This window comes from Schaalia georgiae DSM 6843, from assembly GCF_000429245.1.
GTDB lineage: Bacteria > Actinomycetota > Actinomycetes > Actinomycetales > Actinomycetaceae > Pauljensenia > Pauljensenia georgiae.
This window is the reverse complement of sequence record NZ_KE386870.1, coordinates 325,391-348,033: the sequence shown is the minus strand read 5'-3', so window position 1 is coordinate 348,033 and position 22,643 is coordinate 325,391. Positions and strand designations below refer to the sequence as shown.

Sequence of the window (22,643 nt, the reverse complement as noted above, 5' to 3'; positions counted from 1 at the left end):
CTGGGCTAGGCTGGTGCCCATGAGCACACGAGCGACGCGCGCCGATGGGCGCGCCCCCGACCAGCTGCGCCCCGTCTCCATCACCCGCGGGTGGTCGGGAACGGGCGAGGGCAGCGTCCTCATCGAGTTCGGCGCGACGAGGGTCCTGTGCGTCGCCTCCTTCACCACGGGGGTGCCCCGGTGGAAGCGCGACTCCGGCGAGGGCTGGGTCACCGCCGAGTACGCGATGCTGCCGCGCGCCACCGACCAGCGCTCGCCCCGCGAGTCCGTCAAGGGCAAGGTCGGCGGGCGGACCCAGGAGATCTCCCGCCTCATCGGGCGCAGCCTGCGCGGCGTCGTCGACACGCGCGCCCTCGGCGAGAACACGATCACCCTCGACTGCGACGTGCTGCGCGCCGACGGCGGGACCCGCACCGCCTCCGTCACCGGCGCTTACATCGCCCTGGCCGACGCGGTCGCGTGGGCGAAGCGGAACGGCGCCGTCTCCCCTGGCGCGAAGGTCCTCACGGACTCCGTGTCCGCGATCTCCGTGGGGATCGTCGACGGCGAGCCCGTCCTCGACCTGCCCTACGCCGAGGACGTGCGCGCCCACACGGACATGAACGTCGTCCAGAGTGGTGACGGGCGCTTCATCGAGGTCCAGGGGACCGCGGAGCACGCCCCCTTCTCCCGCGCCGAGCTCGGCGCCCTGCTGGACCTGGCGGCCCTGGGCAACACCCGCCTGGCCGGGGCCCAGCGCGCCGCGCTGTCCGGCGCGCCCGGCGAGCGCGTCGAGGTGGCGCCGTGAGCGCGCCGCGCCTCGTCTTCGCGACGGGCAACGCCCACAAGATCAGCGAGTTGGAGGCCATACTCGCGCCCGCGTGGGAGGGGTTCGACAGCGGGACGATCGCCCGGATGAGCGACTTCGACGCGGATGCGCCCGTGGAGGACGGCGCGTCCTTCGAGGAGAACGCGCTCATCAAGGCCAGGCACTTGGCGGCGTTCACAGGACTGGCGGCGCTCGCCGACGACTCCGGCCTCACGGTGGACGTCATGGGGGGCGCGCCCGGGATCTTCTCCGCCAGGTGGTGCGGCCGCCACGGCGACGACGCCGCGAACCTCGATCTGCTGCTCGCCCAGCTCGCCGATGTCCCCGACGCCCTGCGCTCGGCCGCCTTCGTGTCCGCCGCCGTGCTCGTGCTGCCGGACGGGCGCGAGTTCGTGGAGCGGGGACAGGTCCGCGGGCGCCTTCTGCGCGAGCGGCGGGGCGGGGGCGGATTCGGCTACGACCCGGTCTTCGTGCCCGACGGGCACGCCCTGACGACGGCGCAGATGAGCGCGGAGCAGAAGAACGCCATCAGCCACCGCGGCCAGGCGTTCCGCGCCCTGGCCCCCGCGATCATCGACTACCTGCGGTCCTGAAGCCGGAGCCACGGGAGCGGTCGTGCCCCGCTGACCGTCTGGAGGCCGGTCGCGCCCGGCGGTGTTCAGGGCACCGGGCCGCAGGGGGAGCCACGGGGGCGGTCGCCCCGCCCCGGTCCCCGGATTGTCTGATGACTGAATGCCGAAAGGAGTATGATAGGTCACGTCTTCTTGACCGCAACCGCGCGCGCCACGCGCAGATTCCGAAGGTGAACCCATGAGAATTGGTATTTTCAACGACGAGGACCAGATCGCCTCGCAGGCCGCAGACCGCATCGTCGAGGTCTACCGGGCAAAACCGGATTTCGTGCTCGGCCTGGCCACCGGGTCCTCTCCCCTCAAGCTCTACGCCGAGCTCGTCCGCCGCCACCAGGCCGGTGAGATCTCCTTCAAGCGCGTCCGCTCCTACAACCTCGACGAGTACGTGGGCCTGCCCCGCGACCACTACGAGGGCTACGCGAACTTCATCCGCCGCAACCTGGTCGGCCTCGTCGATATGCCCGAGGGCGCGGCGCACGGCCCCGACGGCTGGTGCGACGACCTCGAAGCCGGTGCGCGCGCCTACGACGAGGCGATCAAGGCAGACGGCGGCATCGACATCCAGGTCCTCGGCATCGGCTCCGACGGGCACATCGGCTTCAACGAGCCCGGGGGCTCCCTGGTGTCGAGGACGCACGTCGGCGTCCTCACCGAGCAGACGCGCCGCGACAACGCCCGTTTCTTCGACGGCGACATCGACGCGGTTCCCACCCACTGCGTCACCCAGGGCCTGGGGACCATCATGGACTCGCGCGCCCACGTCTTCATCGCCACCGGCGAAGGCAAGGCCGACGCGGTCAAGGCCATGATCGAAGGGGGCGTCACCCAGCGCTGGCCCGCCTCCATCCTGCAGCACCACCCCGACGTCACCGTCCTGCTCGACGAGGCCGCCGCCTCGAAGCTCGAGCTCGCCGACTTCTACAAGGAGGTCTGGGACAAGGAGCGCGCCGGGCGCTGACCGCGGCGGCAGTGGCGGACGGCGCGCCGACGGCCGGTCCCACGTGCGCGCCGGGCGCATGCACGGCTAGCAGGCACGAGGGGTCGCCGATCCCACTGGCGCGCCGTCCCCGCGCGACCTGACGGGGCGCGGGGACGGGTCCTACAATGGGCCCATGCGCGACGCTCTTGACGAACCCACTGGGCCGGGCGGGCCCTCCACCCAGTCCTCGACCGGCCTGCTCGAACGCACCGAGGTCGAGCAGGAGAAGTCCCCCGGCGATGGCGACCGCTTCGCCCATTTCGTCCGGCGCGACAAAGCGAACTCCTCGATGGTCACGGGCCAGCCCGTCGTCGCCCTGTGCGGCAAGGTGTGGATCCCCACTCGTGACGCCTCGAAGTACCCCGTGTGCCCCACATGCAAGGAGTTGCGCGACTCGATGGGCAAGAGCGGGCGCAACTGGCCCTTCTCCGACGGCGGGAAGCCAGGGTCCGGCGAGTGAGCCCGGCACTGACACGGCGCGCGCCGAACGGTCGGCTGCGGGCCTGGCAGTCGCGCGCCCTCGAGGCCTACACGAGCCGCTCCCCGCGCGACTTCCTGGCCGTGGCCACCCCCGGCGCCGGCAAGACCACCTTCGCCCTCACACTGGCCACCGAGCTCATCGCCCAGGGGGTCGTCGACAAACTCACCGTCGTGTGCCCCACCGAGCACCTCAAAGGCCAGTGGGCGGACAACGCGGCGCGCTTCGGCATCCACATCGACCCCGATTTCACGAACTCGCAGGGAGTGGCGGGCTCGCACTTCGACGGCGTCGCCGTCACCTACGCCCAGGTCGGCTCGAACCCGGCCGTCCACGCTGCCCGCACGCGCGCCCACCGCACGCTCGTGGTCCTCGACGAGATCCACCACGCCGGCGACGCCCTGTCGTGGGGAGACGGCGTGCGCGAGGCTTTCACGGACGCCACGCGCCGCCTCGCCCTGACCGGCACGCCCTTCCGCTCAGACACCTCCCCCATCCCCTTCGTCACCTACGCCGAGGACGCCGAGGGGATCCGCCGCTCCCGGGCCGACTACACCTACGGGTACGGGGACGCCCTGCGCGACGGGGTCGTGCGCCCGGTCCTCTTCATGTCCTACTCCGGGCAGATGGCGTGGCGCACCAACGCGGGCGACGAGGTGAGCGCCCGCCTGGGCGAGCCCCTGACCAAGGACATGATGAAGCAGGCGTGGCGCACCGCCCTGGACCCCAAGGGCGAGTGGATCCCGGCGGTCCTGCGCGCCGCCGATCAGCGCTTAGACGAGGTGCGCCGCGCCGTCCCGGACGCCGGTGGCCTCGTCATCGCCTCGAACCAGGACCAGGCGCGCGCTTACGCGCGCCACCTGAGGCTCGTCACGGGCAGGGCCCCCACCCTGGTCCTGTCCGATGACGCGGACGCCTCGGACCGCATCTCCGCCTTCTCCGACTCCACGGACAAGTGGATGGTCGCTGTGCGCATGGTCTCCGAGGGGGTCGACGTGCCCCGGCTGGCCGTCGGCGTTTACGCGACCAACGCCTCGACCCCGCTGTTCTTCGCGCAGGCCATCGGCCGTTTCGTGCGCGCCCGTAGGAGAGGTGAAACCGCCACAGTGTTCATCCCCTCCGTGGTCCCCCTCCTGGAGCTCGCCGGCGGCATGGAGGTCGAGAGGGACCATGCGCTGGACCGCCCCGAGCGCTCCGGCCCCTCAGAGGACGACATGTGGAGCCCGGAGGAGGCCCTGGTCGCCAAGGCGAACCAGGCGGAGAAGGCGTCCTCGGACCTGCTCGGCCAGTTCGAGGTCCTCGGTGCGGACGCGGAGTTCGACAGTGTCCTCTTCGACGGCTCCGCCTGGGGCGCGGGCGCGGAGGTCGGCTCCGAGGAGGAGCAGGAGTACCTGGGGATCCCCGGCCTGCTCGACGCCGACCAGGTGGCCACGCTGCTGCGCGCGCGCCAGGCCGACCAGATCGCCTCCCAGAAGAGGAGCCGCGACGCAGCGCGCCAGCGCGCCGACAACGCCGGGGTGCCCGCCCACAAGCGGCGCGCCGCCAAACGCAAAGAGCTCCAGCACCTGGTCTCCACATGGGCGCGCCGCTCCGGCGACACCCATGCCGTCATCCACTCACAGCTCCGCCAGCGCTGCGGCGGCCCCGAGGTGGCGCAGGCGAGCACCGAGCAGATCGAAGCCCGCATCGCGCTGCTGCGCGAGTGGTTCGTCGGGCGGCGGTGACCCCTGGTCCGGCACGGCCGGACCGGCCGCCCGCCCCGACGGTGCTGGAACGGGGTGGGGCACCCGCCCCACCCCGTTCCAGCCGTATCAGCGGCAGCTCACTTGGCGACGGCCTTCTTCAGGGTGGAGCCGGCGGAGAGCTTCACACCGAAGCCCGCGGGGATCTTGATCTCCTCGCCGGTGCGGGGGTTGCGGCCGGTGCGCGCGGCGCGCTCGACGCGCTCGACCGACAGCAGACCGGTGACCTTGACGGGCTCACCCTTGGACAGGGACTCGACGAGAACGTCCTGGAAAGCGCCCAGTGCGGCGTCGGCCTGGACCTTGGTCAGGTTGGCGCGTTCGGCAATCTGAGCAACGAGCTCGGTACGGTTGACGGACATGGAGGAACCTCATTCCTTTTCGTTCTTGGTTACCACTTTCGTGGTCACGAGGAAAACACTACGAAATCTGCGCGGGATTTGTCGTCTATACGGCGGTATTTCGCGGAAATCACCCCGATTCCCGGCAATTTATGAGAAAAATCGCCCGATTTTGAGGCACAGGACACTGAATCGGGCGGATTCTGTTGGTGCGGGACACACCGAAACAGGGCACCACTGGGATATTGGCCGGTAACCCAGGAGGTGCGGTCCCCGCAGCGACCGACCGGGGATGTGTCCGCCCTCGCGCGCTGCGGGCCGGGACCTGCCCACTGCCCCGCGTCCCCCTGGCCCCGCGAACAACGTCACACCCTCATGCGCCTAGCCCCGGCGGTCCGCCACACTCCCCCGCTCCACCAGACGAGTCGGCACCACGACCGCACCGGGAGCCGCCTCCCCCGCGATCGCACCACATACCGCCCGCACCGCGCAACGGCCCAGTTCCTCGAAGTCCTGGCGCACCGTGGTCAGCCCCGGCCCGTAGAAGGCCGCGGCCGGCTCGTCGTCGAAACCCACCACCGAGACGTCGTCCGGCACCCGCGCCCCCGCCTCGTCCAACGCCCGCAACAGGCCCAGTGCAATCGCGTCGTTCGCGGCGAACACAGCATCAGGCAGCCCCTGCGCGGCCAGGCGCCTGCCGGCCTCGTAACCGCCCGCGCACTCCCAGGAGGACTCCAGGGGCTCGCGCTGCGCCAGTCGGCGCGCCTCCATCTCCGCGCGCCACCCCGCTTCGCGGGCCTTCGCCTCGTACCAGTCCCCCGGCCCCGAGATGTGGACGATGTCGTGGTGCCCCCGCTCGGCCAGATACCGTACCGCTAGGCGTGCGCCGCCCACCTGGTCGGCGCGCACGAAGCGCAGCCGGGGGGAGGCGCATTGGACGGCGCTGATCGCGACAACCGGGACGGGAGCGCTCATGGCGCCCACGGCCTCCGCCAGACCGGCCATAGGGGCGACGACCACGACCGCCTCCGCCGCCAGCCCCAGGAAGTGGTCGATAGCGCCCGCCAGGGACACGGCCGAGTAGTCGGACAGAGCGGTCACGCCCGTGAAGAATCCCGCCTCCCGCGCAGCGGTCTCCAGGGACACCAGGAGCGACGCGGGACCGTAGTGCGCGGAGGCCGTCGTGATGATGCCGACAATGGAACTGCGGCAGGTGACCAGTGCGCGCGCCACTGAGTTGCGCCGGTACCCGAGTTGCTCGATAGCGGCCAGCACCCGCGACCGCGTCTCCTCGGCGACGTGGCCCGTGTCATTGACCACCCGCGAGACCGTCTGATGCGACACGCCCGCCAACCTGGCAACGTCCATCATCGCGGGCTGTCGGCCGCCGCGCGCAGTTCCCATTCCCGACCTCCCTCCATTGGTTCCCCACCCACCATAGCCCCGCGGCCCCGCTCCCGCCCCGCGCCCCGCCGGATCCGCGCCCCGAAGCGCCCTGCCCGCGCGGCATCGCCTCCATCTTCCAGTCCGCGGGGATCGGCAAGCGCATCGGCGTGCGGCTGCCCCTCGTCCAGGGCTCCGCCTCCACCGACGACGACGCGGCCCAGGCCAGTGCGCCGCGTGGAGCGAGGGCTTCGAACAGTTCGCCTGAACCCCGGATGCGCTGCGGGGGCCAACCCATCGGTCGGCCCCCGCAGCATCCCATCAACACAATGCGCTAGCTCTCAAACAACTCCTCGTGAATCACTCGCGGGGCGTGGCCCCCGCTTCCTTCGTCGTGCCTCCAGCGTAGGGGGCGGAGCTTGGCGGAGGAATGGAATCCCCTCGGAGTTCCCTGGGAATCGCGCACGGATTCAGACGATGACGGCCGTGCCCGTCGCGATGGCGGCGAGCATCCCGTTGTCCGCGCCGGCCGTGAAGTAGTCGACGTGGACGCCGACAACGGCGTTGGCGCCCATCTGCTCAGCGCGCCCGCACATCTCGCCGACCGCCGTGCGCGCCGCCTCCTGCAGCTCATTCTCATACGAGCTCGCCCGGCCGCCGAACATGTTGGACAGGCTCGCACCGATGTCCTTGAACATGTTCACGCCCGCGATCGTCTCGCCCGAGACCATTCCGAGGTACTGCTGGATCGGGTGCCCCTCCAAGGTGGGGGTCGTGATGACCAACATACGCGTTCCTTTCTTCGATTCATGTGCGGCAGATCCAAGAGTAGCGAGCGGCGCAGTGCGGGGGAAGGGAAACCGAGCGGGAACATGAACGCCACAGTCCTCGCCCTCCGCACTTCGGCCCGGACCGTCCAAGTGGACGGGGAGTATTCACGAACGCCTCAGCCCCCATTCTCCGCCCCTTCCCCACCGCCCCGCGCTTCAGCCGCCTGCTCGCCGATGCCGCTCCGCCCGGGCCGGGGCGCTGCCGCCTGTGAGCCGGAGGATCCAAACCCACCCACACGCCTAAAACGGAGGAGCACGTTCGCAGAACCCTGGTCCCCCGGTTCTCACCGGGGTCAGGTCGAGATGCGCAACCGTACGAACGCGCATGGAACTGCGTTGTTCGTGGACCAGCGCCGGAGAAGGCCGTCCCCCGGTTGCTCTTTGGGAAAGGTCTTCCGCGACGCCCATGTCCTACCCATTAGTCGAACAACGGGTCCATACGCGGACGATGGTGGATGCCATTCACTTTCAAGACCTCGTAAGCACGGCGCACACGACGCTCGCGGAAAATAGTGACCTGGACGATCGCATCGATCTCGTCCCCATCCTCGAATCGCACTGCATTGAGAGCGATTCGATCAGCGAACTCGTCATCAAGCATCGGGGCAGCGAACGTGTAGGTGGGGCCCGTGTCGGGGATGGCCTCGAACCGCCATCGCTTGCCATCGAAGGAGACGGACAGGAGGCGCAGGCGCATCTCTTCCGTCCAAGTCTGATCCGTATCCTTGTCAAGCCTAGCGAACCATTGGCGATCGCCGCAGTCGAGGGAGACCAGATCACGGCCCCCGGCAATGATGTTGACATTGTCAACCCCCCGGGTGAAGGTGGGCTGAATGAAGTCCCGGACGCCGTTGCGGAAGTTATTGTTCACAGTGAGGTTGATGACCTGGGTAGGTCGGTTGACAACCTCTCCGTCGTCGAGGGTCAAGTCCTCGTGGGTGGGCGACACCTCCTCGCGTTCGACGATACGGCGCCCGCGCAAGTATTTGCCAAGGCCCACAGCCCCGGCGACCACGATCGACACGGCCGCTAATGCCCCACCTGTGATGTTGACGGCGCGCTCCACGGCTAGTCCCACGTCTCCCGCGAGCCATGAGAAGGCAACCTGGGGGAGCGTGAGCCGCACGCCCACAGACACACCAGTGGTGAACGAACCGCGGTCCTGGTAAACGACGCGCACGTCGGGGATATCCGCATGCGGATCGAGGACTCGCACAGCCTCCCCAACCATGACGGAGTAGCCGATGATCGCTCGCCCATATTCGCCCATCGCGATGGTGCCGTCATCAACTCCCTCACCGTGGAACGTAAAGGCACCTTGTTCCCTGTAGTACCTCCGTATCATGCCTGGAGTCTCCCACAGGGGTTCCTCATCTGGAAATGGTTCACGCCGCTGTTTGGGTGTCATGCAAGCCACTGTACACAGTGACCGACCCATGTAACAGCCCTTTCCCGACTCTATTTTCAGTCCTGGGACTCCTGGCCCGTGCTTCCACCATGGATCGCGCGATCACACCGCAGGTGCCCCAGACGTGTTTACAGCGTTTCAACGATCCAGAGCGGGTGGCCGAAAGCCAGCGAGGCCAACGGGACCCTGCATCGGCCAGCAACGGCCTACAATGTCTGGGGCGACGAAGGACTTGACCGCCGGGTCGTCGTCTCCCGCGAGAAGCTGCCCGTTTGCCTTGCGGACACCATACCGCCATACCGCGAACGGGGCGCCTGGTAATAGTTCACCCGAATGCCCTGGTCCGCCTCTCGGTTCGTGGCCATCCGCCCGCGCAAGCGGAATACACCAAGTCCTCGTCGATGCCACTACCCTTCCCCGACCGCTGCTGCCCTGGCCAGCCAGGCGCTCGGATTGCTGCGGCGCACGAAGGTCTGCCCGGCGCTGTGGCGGTGCCCGTCGGCTCTGGTGTATCGCGCTTAGAATTGGTCGCCGATGACATTTCTGATCGTTCCGAAGACCCGGTATGTTGGCATTGCCCCTCCTCGTGTTTGTGACACTGCATCTAATGCCACTGGCAGCGCCGCCTCCCCCATGCCGCTACTAACACCATACAATGTGCGGTAACCTACACCATGCCGCCCACCCCGTACCACCCGGGAACCCAGTCCAGACAAGGGAAAACCCCGGGATTCCAGGGGAATCCCGGGGGTCAGCGGAACCTAGGGGCAAGTGTTGAGCTCATCACTGCACATGGCCGCCTACTACTGGTGTGGTATTAGCTGCTTAAGTGACTACGTCCAGTGGAGTGGAGTAATCGTTTTGTGTCCTTCGGGCGGGGTTATGCAGTGAGTGTGAGTGTGGTGTTCTCCTGGGGGATGGGTTGTGATGAGAGTCAGGAATTCATGAGGAAGCCCGGGCCAAGGTAGCGGCGGCCTTGGGGCCATTCGTCGGTTAATTCGGCCAGGACGGCTCGGACGAGGCGAATGACAGCTTACCGGTTGAGGACAACGCCCACGGAATCAGTGCGGCGCCGGATTTCGCGGTTGAGGTGCTCGTTGGGGTTGTTGGACCAAATCTGGGTCCACACCCCGGTGGACAATGATGTGAACACTAAGAGGTCGGCCCTGGCCTGGTCGAGGTGTTTGAACACGGTGGGAAGTTTGCCACCGACGTAGTCCAAGAACTGGTCGAACTGGGCATTCACGGAGGTGGCGTTGGGCTGGTCGTACACCAAGTGGAGCATCGCTTTGACTGCGGACCACAGGGCTTTGGGGGTCACGAACATGAGGGTTGGCGACGTAGTAGGCGTTGGCACCGCCACCAGGAGAGCCTGTCATTTTTCTGTGTGTGCGGGTTAGAGGCAGGAGGTCCAGTCGGATTAGGTGGTAGTGAGTTCGTGCTGGGGCTCGTTCTGCGGCTGGTGGTTCAGCCTTACTTAAAAAAACACAAAACGATTACACCACTCCACTGGATTTGACTCCACGCTAGGTGTCAAGTAACTATCTCTGACGGGCGGTTGAAACTCTCGCGTATCCGATTTTCATTGGAGGTCACCTCAGTATCGCTTCTAGATATGTCAGGGACTTATCGGAACTGTAAAGTAGTTGACTTACGTAGGAGGCCATATATTCCCACGCAGGAGAACCGTCGGAATCGACTGGGAGCCTAACCGTGAGCGCGTTAGCATCAGGTTGCCGAAACTGCTCTTTGTAGACATAAAGGCGACTAGTTACAACATTGATAACACATGAAATAAAAAGCTTGTGTTCATCCGAGAGTTGATCATTGACAAAAAAATACACATTGTCATCACCCGTGCAGTATCCACTCTGAAAAAAGCAGTTACCAAACATATCCACGGTGATTGCATTGTGATAGAGTGTGCGATCCGTATCGATGTATTGAGCAACTCCACGATTAACTTTTCCCGCGGTTATGAACGGAATCTCTCCATCAATTCGACAACTCTTATTAAGCCGTTCGCCATGGAAATTTTTAAATCCAAGTTCTTGAAGGCCAAACTCTCTCCAGGTTGAAGAATTGATGCGACATGGCGGAGTTGAACTAATCGCAAGAAGTGATACCAACCTGCCCCTTTCTTTGGCAATCTGCTGTTCCATTTCAGACTGCATATAGTCCCAGTCAGGATTTCCATCAGATGTGGAAGGAAGAAAAACCGTTTCTTGCGCAAATGCTTCGCCAGTACGTTTCCACTGGAAGTTATACCCGTATCGCTCAATGCTCTTGTTCAAGCACGCAACAAGGAAGAGACCGGTATACACGTTGAGACGATTGTGGTAGCCCAGTTGTAAATCACTACTTCCAACGAACGGCGTAGCCTGGTATGTATTGCGGCCAATCCCACCGTTACCATTTACAATCATTGCAATACAGTTACCGTCGCTTGTGAGGGAGCCGTCAGCGTCTTCAATGCTCCTGACATACCCATTGTTTGCAAAACTCGCTGCAATGTAGGGAACATCCCCGTCCATAAAGCTGCCTACACCACTGCCCTTACCACGCTCAATGCGCGTGAAGAGCTCACTGACCACGAACTCGCTCCAGGACGACGAATCAATGGAAGTCATTTCTTAATCTCCATCCTGAATACAGCATCATCCTCCGTAATATCAGCGATATATGCGGTAATAACTCCGAGGCGTTCGCGAGTCGCAGCAGCGTCGACACCGCGTTGGAACATTAAATATTCCATGGCCGTCCGAGCAAAATCCCCCTCCGTGATTTCAAACTGCTTGACCGGAACTTGCCAGCTCATACACTCGTCGGTACTGTGCCATTGACCCGTCCCAAAGCGACTATCATCATGCTTAGAGATAGCATCTACCCAATAGTCCTCAAGCTCGGGCCACCTGTTGTGCACATCATGTCGCCCCTTGTTTTTCACAGTGACGAGACCGTCTTCTGCAATATTGACGGCGAAAAACTCTTTGTTATCCTGGGGCACGCCAGCCCGGAAAATGAATATTGAGGTCGTGATTCCAATGCCGAAAAACAGGTTCTCAGGCATCTTCACGACTGTGATAAGCCGATGATGACGCAAGATACGAGCCATCTGACGTTTAGGGGTCTTTTCTAGCTTCTTGTCCGGCAGGACGAAGCCACACAAGACATCACTATTAACACTGTTGAGGACGTTTTCTACGATCTTCATGCACCCGAACTTGTTCTCATAGGGCGGATTCATGAGCACCTTCGTCGCCCCCGTCTCCTGCATCCATTCGCTCGCCGTTTCGGTGCGAGCGTCCATGTGAGCGAGGTTGGTCTTCCCGTCTTTGTGAATGAGCATGTTTGCACAGGCAAGCGCATAGATCTCGCGGTCAAACTCAATGCCGTAGAGCTGCTCACGCTTGATCTGCCTGGCCTTGCGTGTGCCAACGCCACCTGCCTCACGGATCATGTTACTCATGGATTTCACCAAGAACGATCCGGAGCCCGCACAGGCATCGAGAACATAATCGTTCTTGCTCACCTCTAGAAGGCGGTACATGAAGCCTGTGACGTGATCAGGGGTGAAGACTTGGCCGGACTCACTCTTCTTCTTATAGCGATTGAACTCGTTGAAGAAGATCGCCATGACATCTTCTCCATCCCACGCAGACGAGTTGATGAGGCCGGAGATCTCGGTGATCCAATCAATGAAGTCACCGATGAGGTTCGTCAGGCGCTGTACAGCACGTGGGTCATCATCATCAGTCGAGACGTTCATTTTGATCTCGGAGTACACGTCTGCAAGGAGCTGAAGCTTGGAGTTTTGCTCCTTGTCGAAGCGAATGGCCTTGTTCAGAGCGCTCAAAATTCCATTATGGAAATCAGCGTAGTCCATTCCTCGAACGAGGATAGCGTCATATCGACGAGCCACGAGGGCACACGCCGTGAAGATCATGCGATGATAGAGGTTCTTGATACCGAAGTCGCCATGCAAGGAGTTGTTGATTCGCATGGTAAGCTCGTAGATACGCTCTTTGTCGATGGGCTGATCCATGAGTCGATCAATATAGTACTGAGCGGGCTGCAGTTCATCAGACACATCGAGAGACTGACCGTTGAGATATGCCCGGACTTGCTCGCCGTCATACACGATGCCGACCACAAGGTCGTATCGAGCACGAATAACATCGCTATAGCGTTCAACCTGAGCCTTCAGTGCGGGAGAATCGATGGGCATAATGCCGCGAGCCTTGGTTTCCAGCACAATTGCAGGAAGTCCTCGGTCATGGGGCAGATACCACCCATCGGGCTTGAGGGAGGCTCCTTCGCCAGTGAAACCGAGCTGTTTCAGTGTGGTGACCTGCCCGACTCCCGCCTTCACAATAGAGGTGTCAATACTACTGAAACCAAGCACACTTCCAGCGTACTCACGCACCTCATCTTCCGTGGTGGGGTATGCGCCCATCGCAGGTTCCTTTCTCCACTCAAACAGTGTCCGTCATCAATCCATCTCGGACACTGGACGAGGTAGGGGGCGAGGTGGGCTCTGCGGAGCCTGCTCAGTGTTCCATAATCGGTGTCCGCTGTCTCAAGTGTACCAAATTGTACTGATAGACGATAGCGGACACGCACGAGCGTGTGAGGCATAGGATAAAGAAGACCCCGATCACCACATGGGTGACCGGGGTCAGGTTGAGGGGCAAGAGGTCAGCGAAGACGAAGACCGTCGGGACTAGTCGGGACCATCAACCCATCCCGCTGGGTTGGATATCTTCACAAATAGACGAAGATAAACACCTCACCGCCTGAAGCCTCGAACACCTCGTAGTCAAATCTCGCATCATGCTCGTAGGAGGTCTCATCGAAGTATCTAATTGCCTCGTCAGGCCAGCCCTGCTGAGGGGCTCGACTTCTTCAGCAAGATTATCACGGAATGAAGGCCAACAACCTCGGCACCGATCCTTGGAGGAGAAGAAGTCAGGCAATCCATCAGCACCTTCAACATGGACACCATTCCCAGCCCGCGCGAGAAGATGTTCCCAAAGCGAAAGCGATTCTCTCACCTCAGTGAAGAGCTCGATCCAGAGGGCTACGTCGGATGGAGACATCGCGACAACTCCCCTGAGGAACCCCTTAAGGTCAAAGCACCACAGCCCTTCATGAGAGGTGGGGCGATCATGCAGATCTTTTGGTGCGATATCATTCACAACATAAGCGTAGACCCGGCGGTCAACGAGATCACCTGCGTTGTAGCAAGCGAGGCACTCGATCCATACAGCAAGTTTGAACACTCATTATGAACCTCCGAGCAGGTGGAGGCTGGGGCAGGCAGCCAAGTCTCAGTAATGGCACACAGGAACACCCCAACCTCCAAGCCGTAGCTCGGGGTCGCGCTGCGCCCCATATGCTCACACCAAACACACCTGCGGAACGGACGAGAGTTCTGAGCGAGCTCCTCCGCTAGGCGAGCTCGCTGCGCAAACAACACCATCCAGCGCCCCGTCGGAGCGACGGGGGTATCCATCGGATCACTGAAGACCGCTCACTCGGCGTAGGGCTCGACAGGAAAGAGGGTGAACACGGCGCATATGCCACCAATAATGCACCACTTTTGAGACCTGGAGCACTGCGGTTGGGTCTCGTGCATACTACAAATCTCAGGTAGTGTGCACAGGTTTCCACTGGCTCACCAGGGAACACGCCACAGATGAACACCATGTACACTCTTTTGACTATTACACGCGAGGGAGTAAATATAGATTCGCCTATACACACGTTTAGAAGAGTATGCGAATTTTAGTGTGCATGGTGTGCACGGGTTCCTTTTTTGCTGGTGTGCGAGGCTAAACCCATGCACACTTAATTATCTCGTAGTGTGCACGACGTTCTAACGGAAGCCGTTTTTCTGGTAAACGGGCTCTTCGCATTTGAGGGTGTAGAGGTGGTGCGGAGGGGCGGCGTATCGTGGCCTGGTGAGGGTCGAGGCCTTTCGATGATGGAGATTCCTACGCCACTCATCTGAAAGACCTCAACAGTCTGATACTATCTTTGATCGCCCTGACCTGAGCGCGTTCACTCGCCTTGACAGCCTCGGGTTGGAAGTGTGGTGCCAGTGTGTGAGGGAGGATCGGACCGTGTTGGCGTACCGGGTCGTGGATGAGGATCCGTGGTGCCGACGGTGCGGGTGTGAGGGCGTCGCACGCGACACGGTGATCAGGCGTTTGGCCCACGAGCCCTACGGGTGGCGCCCCACCATCTTGCATGTGAGCGTGCGCCGCTACCGATGCCGGGCATGCTCGCATGTGTGGCGTCAAGACACGGGTAGACCAGCCGATCCACATGCCAAGCTCTCGCATGCGGCGGTGCGCTGGGCGCTGGCGGGCTTGGTCATCCACCATCTGACGGTGGCGCGCATCGCCGATGCACAGGCTGTGCCATGGAATACCGCCAACACCACTCTTGAGCGAAGGCCTGCGCGTGCTCATTGCCGACGCGTCGCGTTTTGAGGGGGTGCGTGTGATCGGCGTTGATAAACACGCGTGGCGGCGCACTCCCCACGACGACAAGGTGCGTCACCGTCATCTTGGACTTCACGCCCGCCCAAGACCGCAGTGGTCCCTCGCGTCTGCTGGACATGGTCCCGGACCGATTCCGAGCAGGTCTTCAAGGACCTGGCTCGCCACCCGCCCCCAAGCCTGGCGCGAAGGAATCGAGATCGTCGCGATGGACGGATTCACCGGATTCAAGAGCGCGGCCGCGTCACTGATCCCCTGTACAAGGCGCGGCGTGTCCTGCACACCAGATCGAGCCTGCTCACCCCTCGCCAGCAGCACCAGGTTCTTGATCTGTTCGCCAGTGATGAGCACGTCGCAGTCGAAGTCACTTGGAGCGTCTACCAGAACATCATCGACGCCTACAGCCAGTCCGACAGGCGCGCCGGCAAGGCTCTCATGCAAACCGAAATCACCACCCTCACCTCCAGCCGTGTCCCCACCCCCTCACCGAGATCATCAGGCTGGGAAGAACGCTCAAACGCGGAGCCCGCGACATCCTGGCCTACTTCGTCCCCCCCCCACACCTCCAACGGCCCCACCGAAGCCATCAAACGGCCGCCTCGAACACCTACGCGGCTCCGCCCTCGGATTGCGCAACCTCACCCACTACGTCACCCGAGCACTACTCGAAACCGGCGGATTCAGACCCCAACTACACCCCAAACTATGAAGAGCGATTATTCCCTCCAGCTCTCGGCCAACATCAGGCGAAGCCAGCGCTACAACGCTGAGCGAGCACTGAACAACTGACACAAGCTCTTCGGCTTCACTGTGAACAGCGAGAAGCACCACGTTCCGGACCCCGAGACGGCTGCGATCGTCACCCAGATCTTTGACGACTACACCCACGGCGTCTTGATGCAGAAAATCGCCGACCGGCGCAATGCCTCCGGGAATCCGTACGACGCGCGGCTACGGGTTCACGCCCAAGAACCTCAACAAACTCTTCAAGAACCGTGCCTGCATCGGCGAGTATGCCTTCGGTGAGCACGTCATCGAAAACGGGATGCCCCTACCAGCGGACCGATGGGCGCGGGGACGAGATTCGCAAGGCACTGGAAGCCCGACGCACAGACGTGGAAAAGAAGCTCGCAAACCTCGTCAAGGCAATTTCGCAAGGCAACTTCAATGAGACCCCCGCTGAGGCCATGCATGCGTTGGAGGAGCAAAAGCGTGAGCTTGATACCGCTATCCAGGCCGAACACGTGAAGACCACGCTGCTTGAGGACGAAGCGAGCACCGGCGCATTCTGCAAGCGCTTTGCTGAGGCAACCATCGACACGGCGGAGACTCGCGCGACCAGCTGTTCGAACACTTCATGAACAAGGTCCACCACATCGGGTGCAACCAGATCATCATCGCGTCCTACTACCATGACAGCGCTCAGCCCATCGAGTTCGAGAACCGCGAAGCAACGCTCCACAGTGGAGACAGCGCGGGGGAAGTGCGAATCTACGCTCGAAAGCGAGAGTTCGACACTTCCCCCTCAGGTGGAGATGGGGGGAATCGAACCCCCGTCCAGTGGCAGGCCCCGAGTTCTTCTCCGAGCGCAGTCTGCGGATTATTTCTCGGCCCCCGGCGTCATGCAGACCTGCTACCGGATGGGCTCAGTTGATTGAGTGTCGGAGGCGCCCCACCAACATGGGCGCCCCCCAGTGGCTCCCTGAACGACGCCAGACACTGGGCTGGGAGCACCACCCGGGCTGACGGACTAAAGGTTCACGCGGCGAAATCAGGCGGCGAGAACGTAGTCGGTGCGGTTCTGTTCGGCACCTATTGGTTCGCACGCAGCGTTAACGAGTTGAGCGCGCGTTCTCGGCTCGCTTCTCCTCGATCGACTACCACTGTCGAAACCGATCATCCCCTTTTGAGTTCTCACTCCCGGGCACCACCGTTGCCGACGATACCCAGCCCATATTGTATTCCCGCTCGGGGCCGCCCGCAACACCACTGCGATGCGCGACCCGGTCTCAGATCAGTTTCGTCGACTCCAGTTCCCCGACGAGCGCCCGGTTCTTCGACACGAGGAGGGGCCGCAGCGCCAGCCCGCCGAACGCGCAAACGGGGATGAACGCCGCGAGCACCCACATGGCGTCCGCGTACTCGGTGCCGGAGTACCCGGCGATGGCCGCACGCAGCGCGGTGATCGCGTGCGTGGCCGGCAAGAAGGGCGAAACCGCTGAGAAGAACGGCGGGAGGAGGACGAGGGGGAATGCTCCCCCGGCACCGGAGATCTGCAGGACCAGTAGGAGGACACCGATAGCCTTCCCGGCGTTCCCGAAAGTCGCGACCAACGTGTAGAGCATGAAGGAGAACACGACGGCGGTCAACCACCCGACGCACATGAAGAGCCACGGGTGCGTGTGCTGGACCTTGAGGAAGACGATGTCGCCCCCGAAGACGAGTGTGGCTTGGAGGAGGGCGATCGTGCCGAACACCAGGTACCTGCCGATGAATCCCGACGCCAGCGGCACGTGGTGGGAGGTGAAGTAGCGGCGCAGGGGGTCGTCCTCGTTCAGTCCGTCGGCCGCGTTGTCATCGGTGACGTCGGAGCGCATGGCGATGACCATGAGGACAGAGCCGACCCACAGGGCGAGCACCGAGTACAGGGGGGCCATCTGGGAGCCGAAGTTGTCCACTGGGAAGACGCGATTCGTTTCAATGCCCACGGGGGCGGCCAAGGCGACCGCGAGCGCTTTCGGATCCGATCCGATGATGGCGCGCATCCGTGCGATGTCGCCGCTGGTGAGGGCTTCGGCGAGGGAGTCGTGCATGCTGGTGAGCTTTCCCTCAGCCTCGCGCAGCGACTCCGCTGCCTCCCTGAATGCGTCGCGCAGGCGCGTCAGTCCCGAGCGCGCTCCGCCGGTCCCGTCGTTGACGCCGTTCGCCGCACTGGTCAGGGCCTCGCGCACGTTCTCGAGGGACCCGGCCCCCGCTTCGAGCGAGGACGCCAGCGAGTCGAGTTGTGGTTTGAGGGTGTTGTCGTAGTCGCTGCGCACGGTGGACACGGCGCTCTGCGCGTCGGCGATGAGCTGGGTGACGGTCGCGTGGTTGGTCTGGACCGAGGTGTTCTTGCCCTCGAGGGCAGTCGCGGCGGAGCGCAGCCCCTCGGCCAGGCCGTTGAGCCGATCGACCGCGCTCTGGAGCCGGTCCAACTGCTCGGATGGGACAGGAGAACCCGTCAGGCCCGCCAGGGCGCTCTTGATACTCGCGTACTGCGCGGCCTGGCCCTCGAACACGCCGGCCTGTGAGCGCAGCGACGCCACGGCCGAGGCGGAGGCGCCGTCGGCCTGGGAGTACACGCCCTCGATCGACTCCGACAGCGCGGACAGGGAGGATTGCGAGGAGGAGAGCGCTCCAGCAACGGAGGCGGTCGCCGTTTGGACCGCGCCGGCGAGCCCGGTGCTCCCGGACGCGAGTCCGCTCGCACCGGATTGGGCGGCTGCGCCTGCGCCCGAGGCGTTCGACACGAGCGCCGAGGTCGAGTCGAGCAGTGTGAGCGAGGCGTCCACGAGGGCCGCGTAGGCCTCGGCGCTGTTGGCCGCGGCGGCGAGGCGGGAGGCGACGGTCTGGATCCGCGTGTCGAGCGCGCCGAGGGCGCGCGTGTTCGACGGGTCCTCCATTGCGCTCGCGATGGAGGTGGCGGTGTCGAGCGCGATCTCGGCGAGCGTCTGGGCGAACACCTGGTTGACTTGGGCGGAGAGGTGCTCGGCGCCCTGGCCCGCGATCTTGGGGACGAGCCCGTTCTTCTTCTCGTTGATGTAGTAGGTCAGGGGCGCCGAGCGCGCGTCAGGCGAGGAGAAGAACGTCATCATGTCCTTCGAGAAGTCGGCGGGGATCACGACAGCCGCGTAGTACTGGCCCGATCGGGTCTTCTCCACGGCGCCCTCCTCCGACTCGATTGCCCAGTCGAAGTCTTCGTTCGTGCGCAGGGCGCCGACGACCTGGTCGCCGATGTTGACGGTCAGGGGGACCAGGTCGGACTTGTACCCCTGGTCGGTGTTCGCTATCGCTATGGTGAGGTTCTTCGTGTTCGAGAAGGGGTCCCACGAGGCCGCCACGTTGAACCATGTGAAGAGTGCGGGGATCGCGGTCAGGCCGAGGACGACGACGAGGCTGATGACGCTCCTGCGGGCCCGGCGCAGGTCCGCCCTGTAGACTGCCCAGATCGTTCTCATTCGCCACCCCGTGCCCCGGCGCCGTCGGCCCCCGCGCCCTCGTCGGCCCCCGCATCCTCGTCGGCGTGTTCTGTGTCCGTCCCGTGGGGCGGTTCTTCCTCCCCAGCCTCGGACCGGCCAGTGTCGAAGACCGACGCGAGGGAGGCGGTGACCGCGGCGGCGCCCGCCATGACGCGCGCACGCGCCCCCGCTGCCCGGCGGCGCAGCAGGGAGCGCACGTCGGACTCCCCCATCGTGGAGAGCAGCCTCTGGCGGTCCAGCGCTTCGCGCAGGTACTCGACCCCGACTAGGAAGAGGATCACGACGAGGAGCCACACGATCCAGGCCCCGAGCACGATGGGGACTTCGGCCGCATTGGTGACCGAAAGCACTGCCAGGACCGCGGGGACGACGATCCCCGCGGCCAGGCCGCCGCGTTTGATCGCGGGGTACCGGCGTTCGAAGCGCTCGATCCTGCGCGCGACGCCGCGCTGGTACCCCTCGTGATCGGCCAGCACCGAGATGATCTGCGTAAGGCGGTAGCGGCTGGAGGGGACGCGGGTCGCCTCCGCGACGAACAGGCCCGACTGGGACAGCTCGCGCGTCATCATGGCGTTGAGGTTGACCAGGTGGGGGCGCAGCGCCAGGCCGATGGCGAAGGCGATGAGCGTGTGCGCGCCCAGGACGCCGATGTCGAGGGCGTAGTGGTTGCCGTAGAAGCCCCCCACCGTCTCGCGCAGCGCGTTGATCCCGTAGGTGAAGGGCAGGGCGGGGTGGAGGGCGCGGAAGAACGACGGCATCATCTCGATGGGGTACAGCCCGGCTGCACCGGGGATCTGCACGACGACGATAATGACGCACAGCCCCTTGCCTATGTGCTGCAAGCACGTGGCGAGCATGTAGATGATCGACAGGAACGCCAGGGAGACCAAGACGGCCGTGCCCATGAAGGCCGCCCTCGACGCGGTCTGCACGCCGATGACGAGGTCGCCGGCGGACACGACGAGCGCCTGCGCCACAGCGAAGACCGCCAGCAGCATCCACCTGCCCAAGTACTTCTGCGCGGATGTCAGCGGACCGGTCCCCTCCTCGTCGACCTCGAGTTTGAAAAGGATGACCAGCGAGAACGCGCCGACCCACAGGGCCAGGTTCGTGAACAGCGGCGCCATCGCCGAACCATACGCGGCGACCGGGAAGACGGCCTCGGTCTGGATCGATGTCGGCGATGCCACGAACGCGGCGATCGCCTCCGGGCTCACGCCGAGGGAAGCGGCGAGGGCCGTCAAGGAGTTCGACGAGGCGATCGACTGGATGTCCGTGGACGCCGACGACAGGTCCGACTCGATGGCCCCGAGGTTCGCAGCGGACTGGGAGGACGCGGCGGAGGCGCCGTCGAGCAGGGAGTCCATCTGGTCGAGCAGGCCGGACACCTGGGCCCTCAGGGACCGCGCCGTGGCCAGCGCGGCGCGCAGCTGGGCCGAGGAGGCCGCCATCTGGTCCAGGGCGGACGAGATCGCTGGCACCTGGCCGTCCAGGGCAGCGCGCCCTGATGAGACAGCGTCCGAGACCGCGCAGGCCGCCGAACTCATGGAGTCCAGCGCCGTCGCCACCGCCGTCGAGGTCCCCGAGATGGAGCTGTTCAGCGCCGTCAGGTCCGTGATGGCGCTTCCAACCGCCGTGTTCTGCGCGGACAGCGATCCCAGGACGCTGGCGACGGCGGGGTCGGAGGCGATGGGGAGCCCCTGCAGGTCGGCCAGGAGCTGCCCGTTCGCCGTGTTGATGGACGAGGCTTCGCCCAGCAGGCCGCCGACCGCGCCCGCGGCGCCCTGGAGGCCGCCGTCCAGGGCCCCTCCTGCGCTGGCCGCCCCCGCTGCCGCCTGGGACGCCTGGGAGGCCAGGCCCTCGAGGCTGGAGGACAGCCCGGAGGAGAAGGACGACAGGGAGGCGCGCGCGTCGGAGAGCAGGTGGTCCGCCGTGCCCAGCGACGCTTCCGCCGACGAGGCTGCCCCGTCGATCCCACTGAGGGCTGTGCGCGCGGACGACACCGACGCCTTCGCCCCCTCGATCTGCGGGCCCAGCCCCTCCAGGGAGGCACGTGCGCCGCCGAGCCCCGACGCCGCGCGGCCCATCGCGCCGACGAGTTCGGACTGGCCCGTCTCAAGCGCGGAAGTGAGGGAGGCACCGACCCCGGAGACGCGCTCGGAGAGGGTCCTGGCGACGGTCGCGACGAAAGCGGAGTTGATCTGGTTGTCCAGGGCACTCGCCCCGGCCTGGGTGATCTTCGGGGCGACCGCGTTGTTCTTCTCGTTCACGTAGTACGCGATGCTGGGCCTGGTGAAGGTGCCGTCGACCACGCCCGTGAGGCTCTTCGAGAAGTCCGCGGGGATGACGAAGGCCGCGTAGGAGTCCCCGCGCTCGACCTCGGCGCGCGCCTGGTCGGCCGACACGAAGTGCCAGCCGAGTTGGTCGTTGTCCTCGAGGCGCTCTTGGAGCATGGCCCCCACGTTGACGAAGCCGATGGGTTCCCTGGCCCACCCCTCGTCCTCGTTCGCGACGGCGACGCGGATCCTCGACGTCTGGCTGTAGGGATCCCAGAAACCGACGATGTTGAACCACGCGTACAGGGCGGGCACGAACGCCAGCCCGATGATGACGATCCAGGCGGCCGGAACGCTCACCAGCCGGAGAAGATCACGACGAAATATCCTGACGGACCCCCGCACGCAATCGCCTTCTTTCCCTTACCTGCGGGCCTGCTTCACGTAGCTGCGCATCGCGCGCTCGGCCTCGCGCTGGTCCTGCTTCTCGCGCAGCGCCTGGCGTTTGTCCCACTCCTGCTTGCCCTTGGCCAGGGCGATCTCCACCTTGGCGCGCCCGCCCACGAAGTACAGCTCCAGCGGGACGATCGTGTAGCCCTTGGCGGCCACGCGGTCGGCCATGCGGTCGATCTCGGCGCGGTGGAGCAGGAGCTTGCGCTTGCGCGTGGGCGCGTGGTTGGTCCACGAGCCCTGGGCGTACAGGGGGATGTTCGCGCCGTACAGCCACGCCTCGCCGCCGCTGACCTCGACCCAGGAGTCGACCAGTGAGGCCCGGCCCATGCGCAGGGCCTTGACCTCGGTGCCCATGAGCGACAGTCCCGCCTCCCATGTGTCCTCGATGAGGTAGTCGTGGCGGGCGCGCTTGTTGCGCGCGACCGTTTTCTTCGCGTCCGAGGCGGCTTTGCGCCGTTCCCCCTCGGTGGCTTTCGGCTTCTTCCATTCCTTGGGCACGACTGCCTCCCTCCGACGATGGTTCTCCTTGGGCCTCAAGGGAAGGCCCCCGCAGCAAAAAACACTACGGG

Annotated in this window: 18 protein-coding genes, 1 other RNA gene and 1 pseudogene; 9 read left to right on the top strand and 11 right to left on the bottom strand. The window is 64.4% G+C overall.

The window, feature by feature from the left end; translation table 11 throughout:
• Positions 1–19 precede the first annotated feature (19 nt).
• From rph to G447_RS0110010, 5 genes are all read left to right on the top strand, one after another.
• The gene (gene rph / locus G447_RS0110030) at positions 20–787 is read left to right on the top strand and encodes a ribonuclease PH (protein ID WP_026430952.1); all 768 of its coding nucleotides are present in this window, start codon (positions 20–22) and stop codon (positions 785–787) included.
• A complete protein-coding gene (gene rdgB / locus G447_RS0110025) occupies positions 784–1,401 on the top strand; it encodes an RdgB/HAM1 family non-canonical purine NTP pyrophosphatase (protein ID WP_026430951.1) in 618 nt (205 codons plus the stop codon). The genes rph and rdgB overlap by 4 nt, the downstream gene beginning before the upstream one ends.
• A 217-nt stretch (positions 1,402–1,618) precedes the next feature.
• Entirely contained in the window at positions 1,619–2,398 is a 780-nt protein-coding gene (gene nagB / locus G447_RS0110020) for a glucosamine-6-phosphate deaminase (RefSeq protein WP_026430950.1), read from the top strand.
• Between the two features lie 154 nt (positions 2,399–2,552).
• The gene (locus G447_RS0110015; RefSeq protein ID WP_005871022.1) at positions 2,553–2,879 is read left to right on the top strand and encodes a DUF3039 domain-containing protein; all 327 of its coding nucleotides are present in this window, start codon (positions 2,553–2,555) and stop codon (positions 2,877–2,879) included.
• Positions 2,876–4,621, top strand: coding sequence for a DEAD/DEAH box helicase (locus G447_RS0110010; RefSeq protein ID WP_005871025.1), 1,746 nt, complete (start codon positions 2,876–2,878; stop codon positions 4,619–4,621). Before G447_RS0110015 ends, G447_RS0110010 begins: the two co-directional genes overlap by 4 nt.
• A gap of 98 nt (positions 4,622–4,719) precedes the next feature.
• Here the strand turns inward: G447_RS0110010 and G447_RS0110005 are convergent, their stop codons facing one another.
• The 7 genes and pseudogenes from G447_RS0110005 to G447_RS0109980 all read right to left on the bottom strand — a co-directional run bounded on the left by G447_RS0110005 (position 4,720) and on the right by G447_RS0109980 (position 13,057).
• Positions 4,720–5,001 (bottom strand): HU family DNA-binding protein, encoded by a 282-nt coding sequence (locus G447_RS0110005; protein WP_005871063.1) that lies wholly within the window; start codon positions 4,999–5,001, stop codon positions 4,720–4,722.
• 360 nt (positions 5,002–5,361) lie between these two features.
• Entirely contained in the window at positions 5,362–6,384 is a 1,023-nt protein-coding gene (locus tag G447_RS0110000; RefSeq protein WP_005871020.1) for a LacI family DNA-binding transcriptional regulator, read from the bottom strand.
• 449 nt (positions 6,385–6,833) lie between these two features.
• Complete coding sequence (locus tag G447_RS0109995; protein ID WP_005871027.1) at positions 6,834–7,151, bottom strand: heavy metal-binding domain-containing protein; 318 nt, start codon at positions 7,149–7,151, stop codon at positions 6,834–6,836.
• Between the two features lie 460 nt (positions 7,152–7,611).
• Positions 7,612–8,601 (bottom strand): LAPAL motif-containing putative phage structural protein, encoded by a 990-nt coding sequence (locus G447_RS0109990; protein WP_131295750.1) that lies wholly within the window; start codon positions 8,599–8,601, stop codon positions 7,612–7,614.
• A gap of 934 nt (positions 8,602–9,535) precedes the next feature.
• Positions 9,536–9,931 (bottom strand): annotated as a pseudogene (locus G447_RS11555) (transposase); the annotation flags it as partial.
• Between the two features lie 262 nt (positions 9,932–10,193).
• Entirely contained in the window at positions 10,194–11,231 is a 1,038-nt protein-coding gene (locus G447_RS12325; RefSeq protein ID WP_131295748.1) for a hypothetical protein, read from the bottom strand.
• Positions 11,228–13,057 carry an HsdM family class I SAM-dependent methyltransferase gene (locus G447_RS0109980; RefSeq protein ID WP_026430947.1) on the bottom strand — a complete coding sequence of 610 codons (1,830 nt, stop codon included), beginning with the start codon at positions 13,055–13,057 and terminating at the stop codon, positions 11,228–11,230. Before G447_RS0109980 ends, G447_RS12325 begins: the two co-directional genes overlap by 4 nt.
• Before the next feature lie 538 nt (positions 13,058–13,595).
• Between G447_RS0109980 and G447_RS12320 the strand changes: the two genes are divergently transcribed.
• From G447_RS12320 to G447_RS12315, 4 genes are all read left to right on the top strand, one after another.
• On the top strand, positions 13,596–13,892 hold the full coding sequence (locus tag G447_RS12320) for a hypothetical protein (protein ID WP_131295746.1): 297 nt from the start codon (positions 13,596–13,598) through the stop codon (positions 13,890–13,892).
• A gap of 801 nt (positions 13,893–14,693) precedes the next feature.
• Positions 14,694–15,098, top strand: coding sequence for a transposase family protein (locus G447_RS12920; RefSeq protein WP_481133059.1), 405 nt, complete (start codon positions 14,694–14,696; stop codon positions 15,096–15,098).
• A gap of 33 nt (positions 15,099–15,131) precedes the next feature.
• Positions 15,132–15,896 (top strand): transposase, encoded by a 765-nt coding sequence (locus G447_RS12905; RefSeq protein WP_424141095.1) that lies wholly within the window; start codon positions 15,132–15,134, stop codon positions 15,894–15,896.
• A gap of 233 nt (positions 15,897–16,129) precedes the next feature.
• Positions 16,130–16,468 carry a hypothetical protein gene (locus tag G447_RS12315; protein ID WP_131295744.1) on the top strand — a complete coding sequence of 113 codons (339 nt, stop codon included), beginning with the start codon at positions 16,130–16,132 and terminating at the stop codon, positions 16,466–16,468.
• Positions 16,469–16,634: 166 nt separating this feature from the next.
• On the opposite strand, the gene ssrA is transcribed toward G447_RS12315, so the two are convergent.
• From ssrA to smpB, 4 genes are all read right to left on the bottom strand, one after another.
• Positions 16,635–17,011: a transfer-messenger RNA gene (gene ssrA / locus G447_RS12145) on the bottom strand.
• 105 nt (positions 17,012–17,116) lie between these two features.
• Positions 17,117–19,324 carry a YhgE/Pip domain-containing protein gene (locus tag G447_RS0109965; protein WP_026430945.1) on the bottom strand — a complete coding sequence of 736 codons (2,208 nt, stop codon included), beginning with the start codon at positions 19,322–19,324 and terminating at the stop codon, positions 17,117–17,119.
• Positions 19,321–21,981 carry a YhgE/Pip domain-containing protein gene (locus G447_RS0109960; RefSeq protein ID WP_243442358.1) on the bottom strand — a complete coding sequence of 887 codons (2,661 nt, stop codon included), beginning with the start codon at positions 21,979–21,981 and terminating at the stop codon, positions 19,321–19,323. Before G447_RS0109960 ends, G447_RS0109965 begins: the two co-directional genes overlap by 4 nt.
• Positions 21,982–22,044: 63 nt before the next feature.
• Complete coding sequence (smpB, locus tag G447_RS0109955; RefSeq protein ID WP_026430943.1) at positions 22,045–22,572, bottom strand: SsrA-binding protein SmpB; 528 nt, start codon at positions 22,570–22,572, stop codon at positions 22,045–22,047.
• Positions 22,573–22,643: the final 71 nt, after the last annotated feature.

Bases quoted from the DNA above. Each gene is read 5' to 3' on its own strand.
- rph (WP_026430952.1), top strand. From the start codon at position 20: ATGAGCACACGAGCGACGCGCGCCGATGGGCGCGCCCCCGACCAGCTG.
- nagB (WP_026430950.1), top strand. From the start codon at position 1,619: ATGAGAATTGGTATTTTCAACGACGAGGACCAGATCGCCTCGCAGGCC.
- G447_RS0110015 (WP_005871022.1), top strand. From the start codon at position 2,553: ATGCGCGACGCTCTTGACGAACCCACTGGGCCGGGCGGGCCCTCCACC.
- G447_RS0110005 (WP_005871063.1), bottom strand. From the start codon at position 5,001: ATGTCCGTCAACCGTACCGAGCTCGTTGCTCAGATTGCCGAACGCGCC.
- G447_RS0110000 (WP_005871020.1), bottom strand. From the start codon at position 6,384: ATGGGAACTGCGCGCGGCGGCCGACAGCCCGCGATGATGGACGTTGCC.
- G447_RS0109995 (WP_005871027.1), bottom strand. From the start codon at position 7,151: ATGTTGGTCATCACGACCCCCACCTTGGAGGGGCACCCGATCCAGCAG.
- G447_RS0109990 (WP_131295750.1), bottom strand. From the start codon at position 8,601: ATGACACCCAAACAGCGGCGTGAACCATTTCCAGATGAGGAACCCCTG.
- G447_RS12325 (WP_131295748.1), bottom strand. From the start codon at position 11,231: ATGACTTCCATTGATTCGTCGTCCTGGAGCGAGTTCGTGGTCAGTGAG.
- G447_RS0109980 (WP_026430947.1), bottom strand. From the start codon at position 13,057: ATGGGCGCATACCCCACCACGGAAGATGAGGTGCGTGAGTACGCTGGA.
- G447_RS12320 (WP_131295746.1), top strand. From the start codon at position 13,596: ATGGACACCATTCCCAGCCCGCGCGAGAAGATGTTCCCAAAGCGAAAG.
- G447_RS0109965 (WP_026430945.1), bottom strand. From the start codon at position 19,324: ATGAGAACGATCTGGGCAGTCTACAGGGCGGACCTGCGCCGGGCCCGC.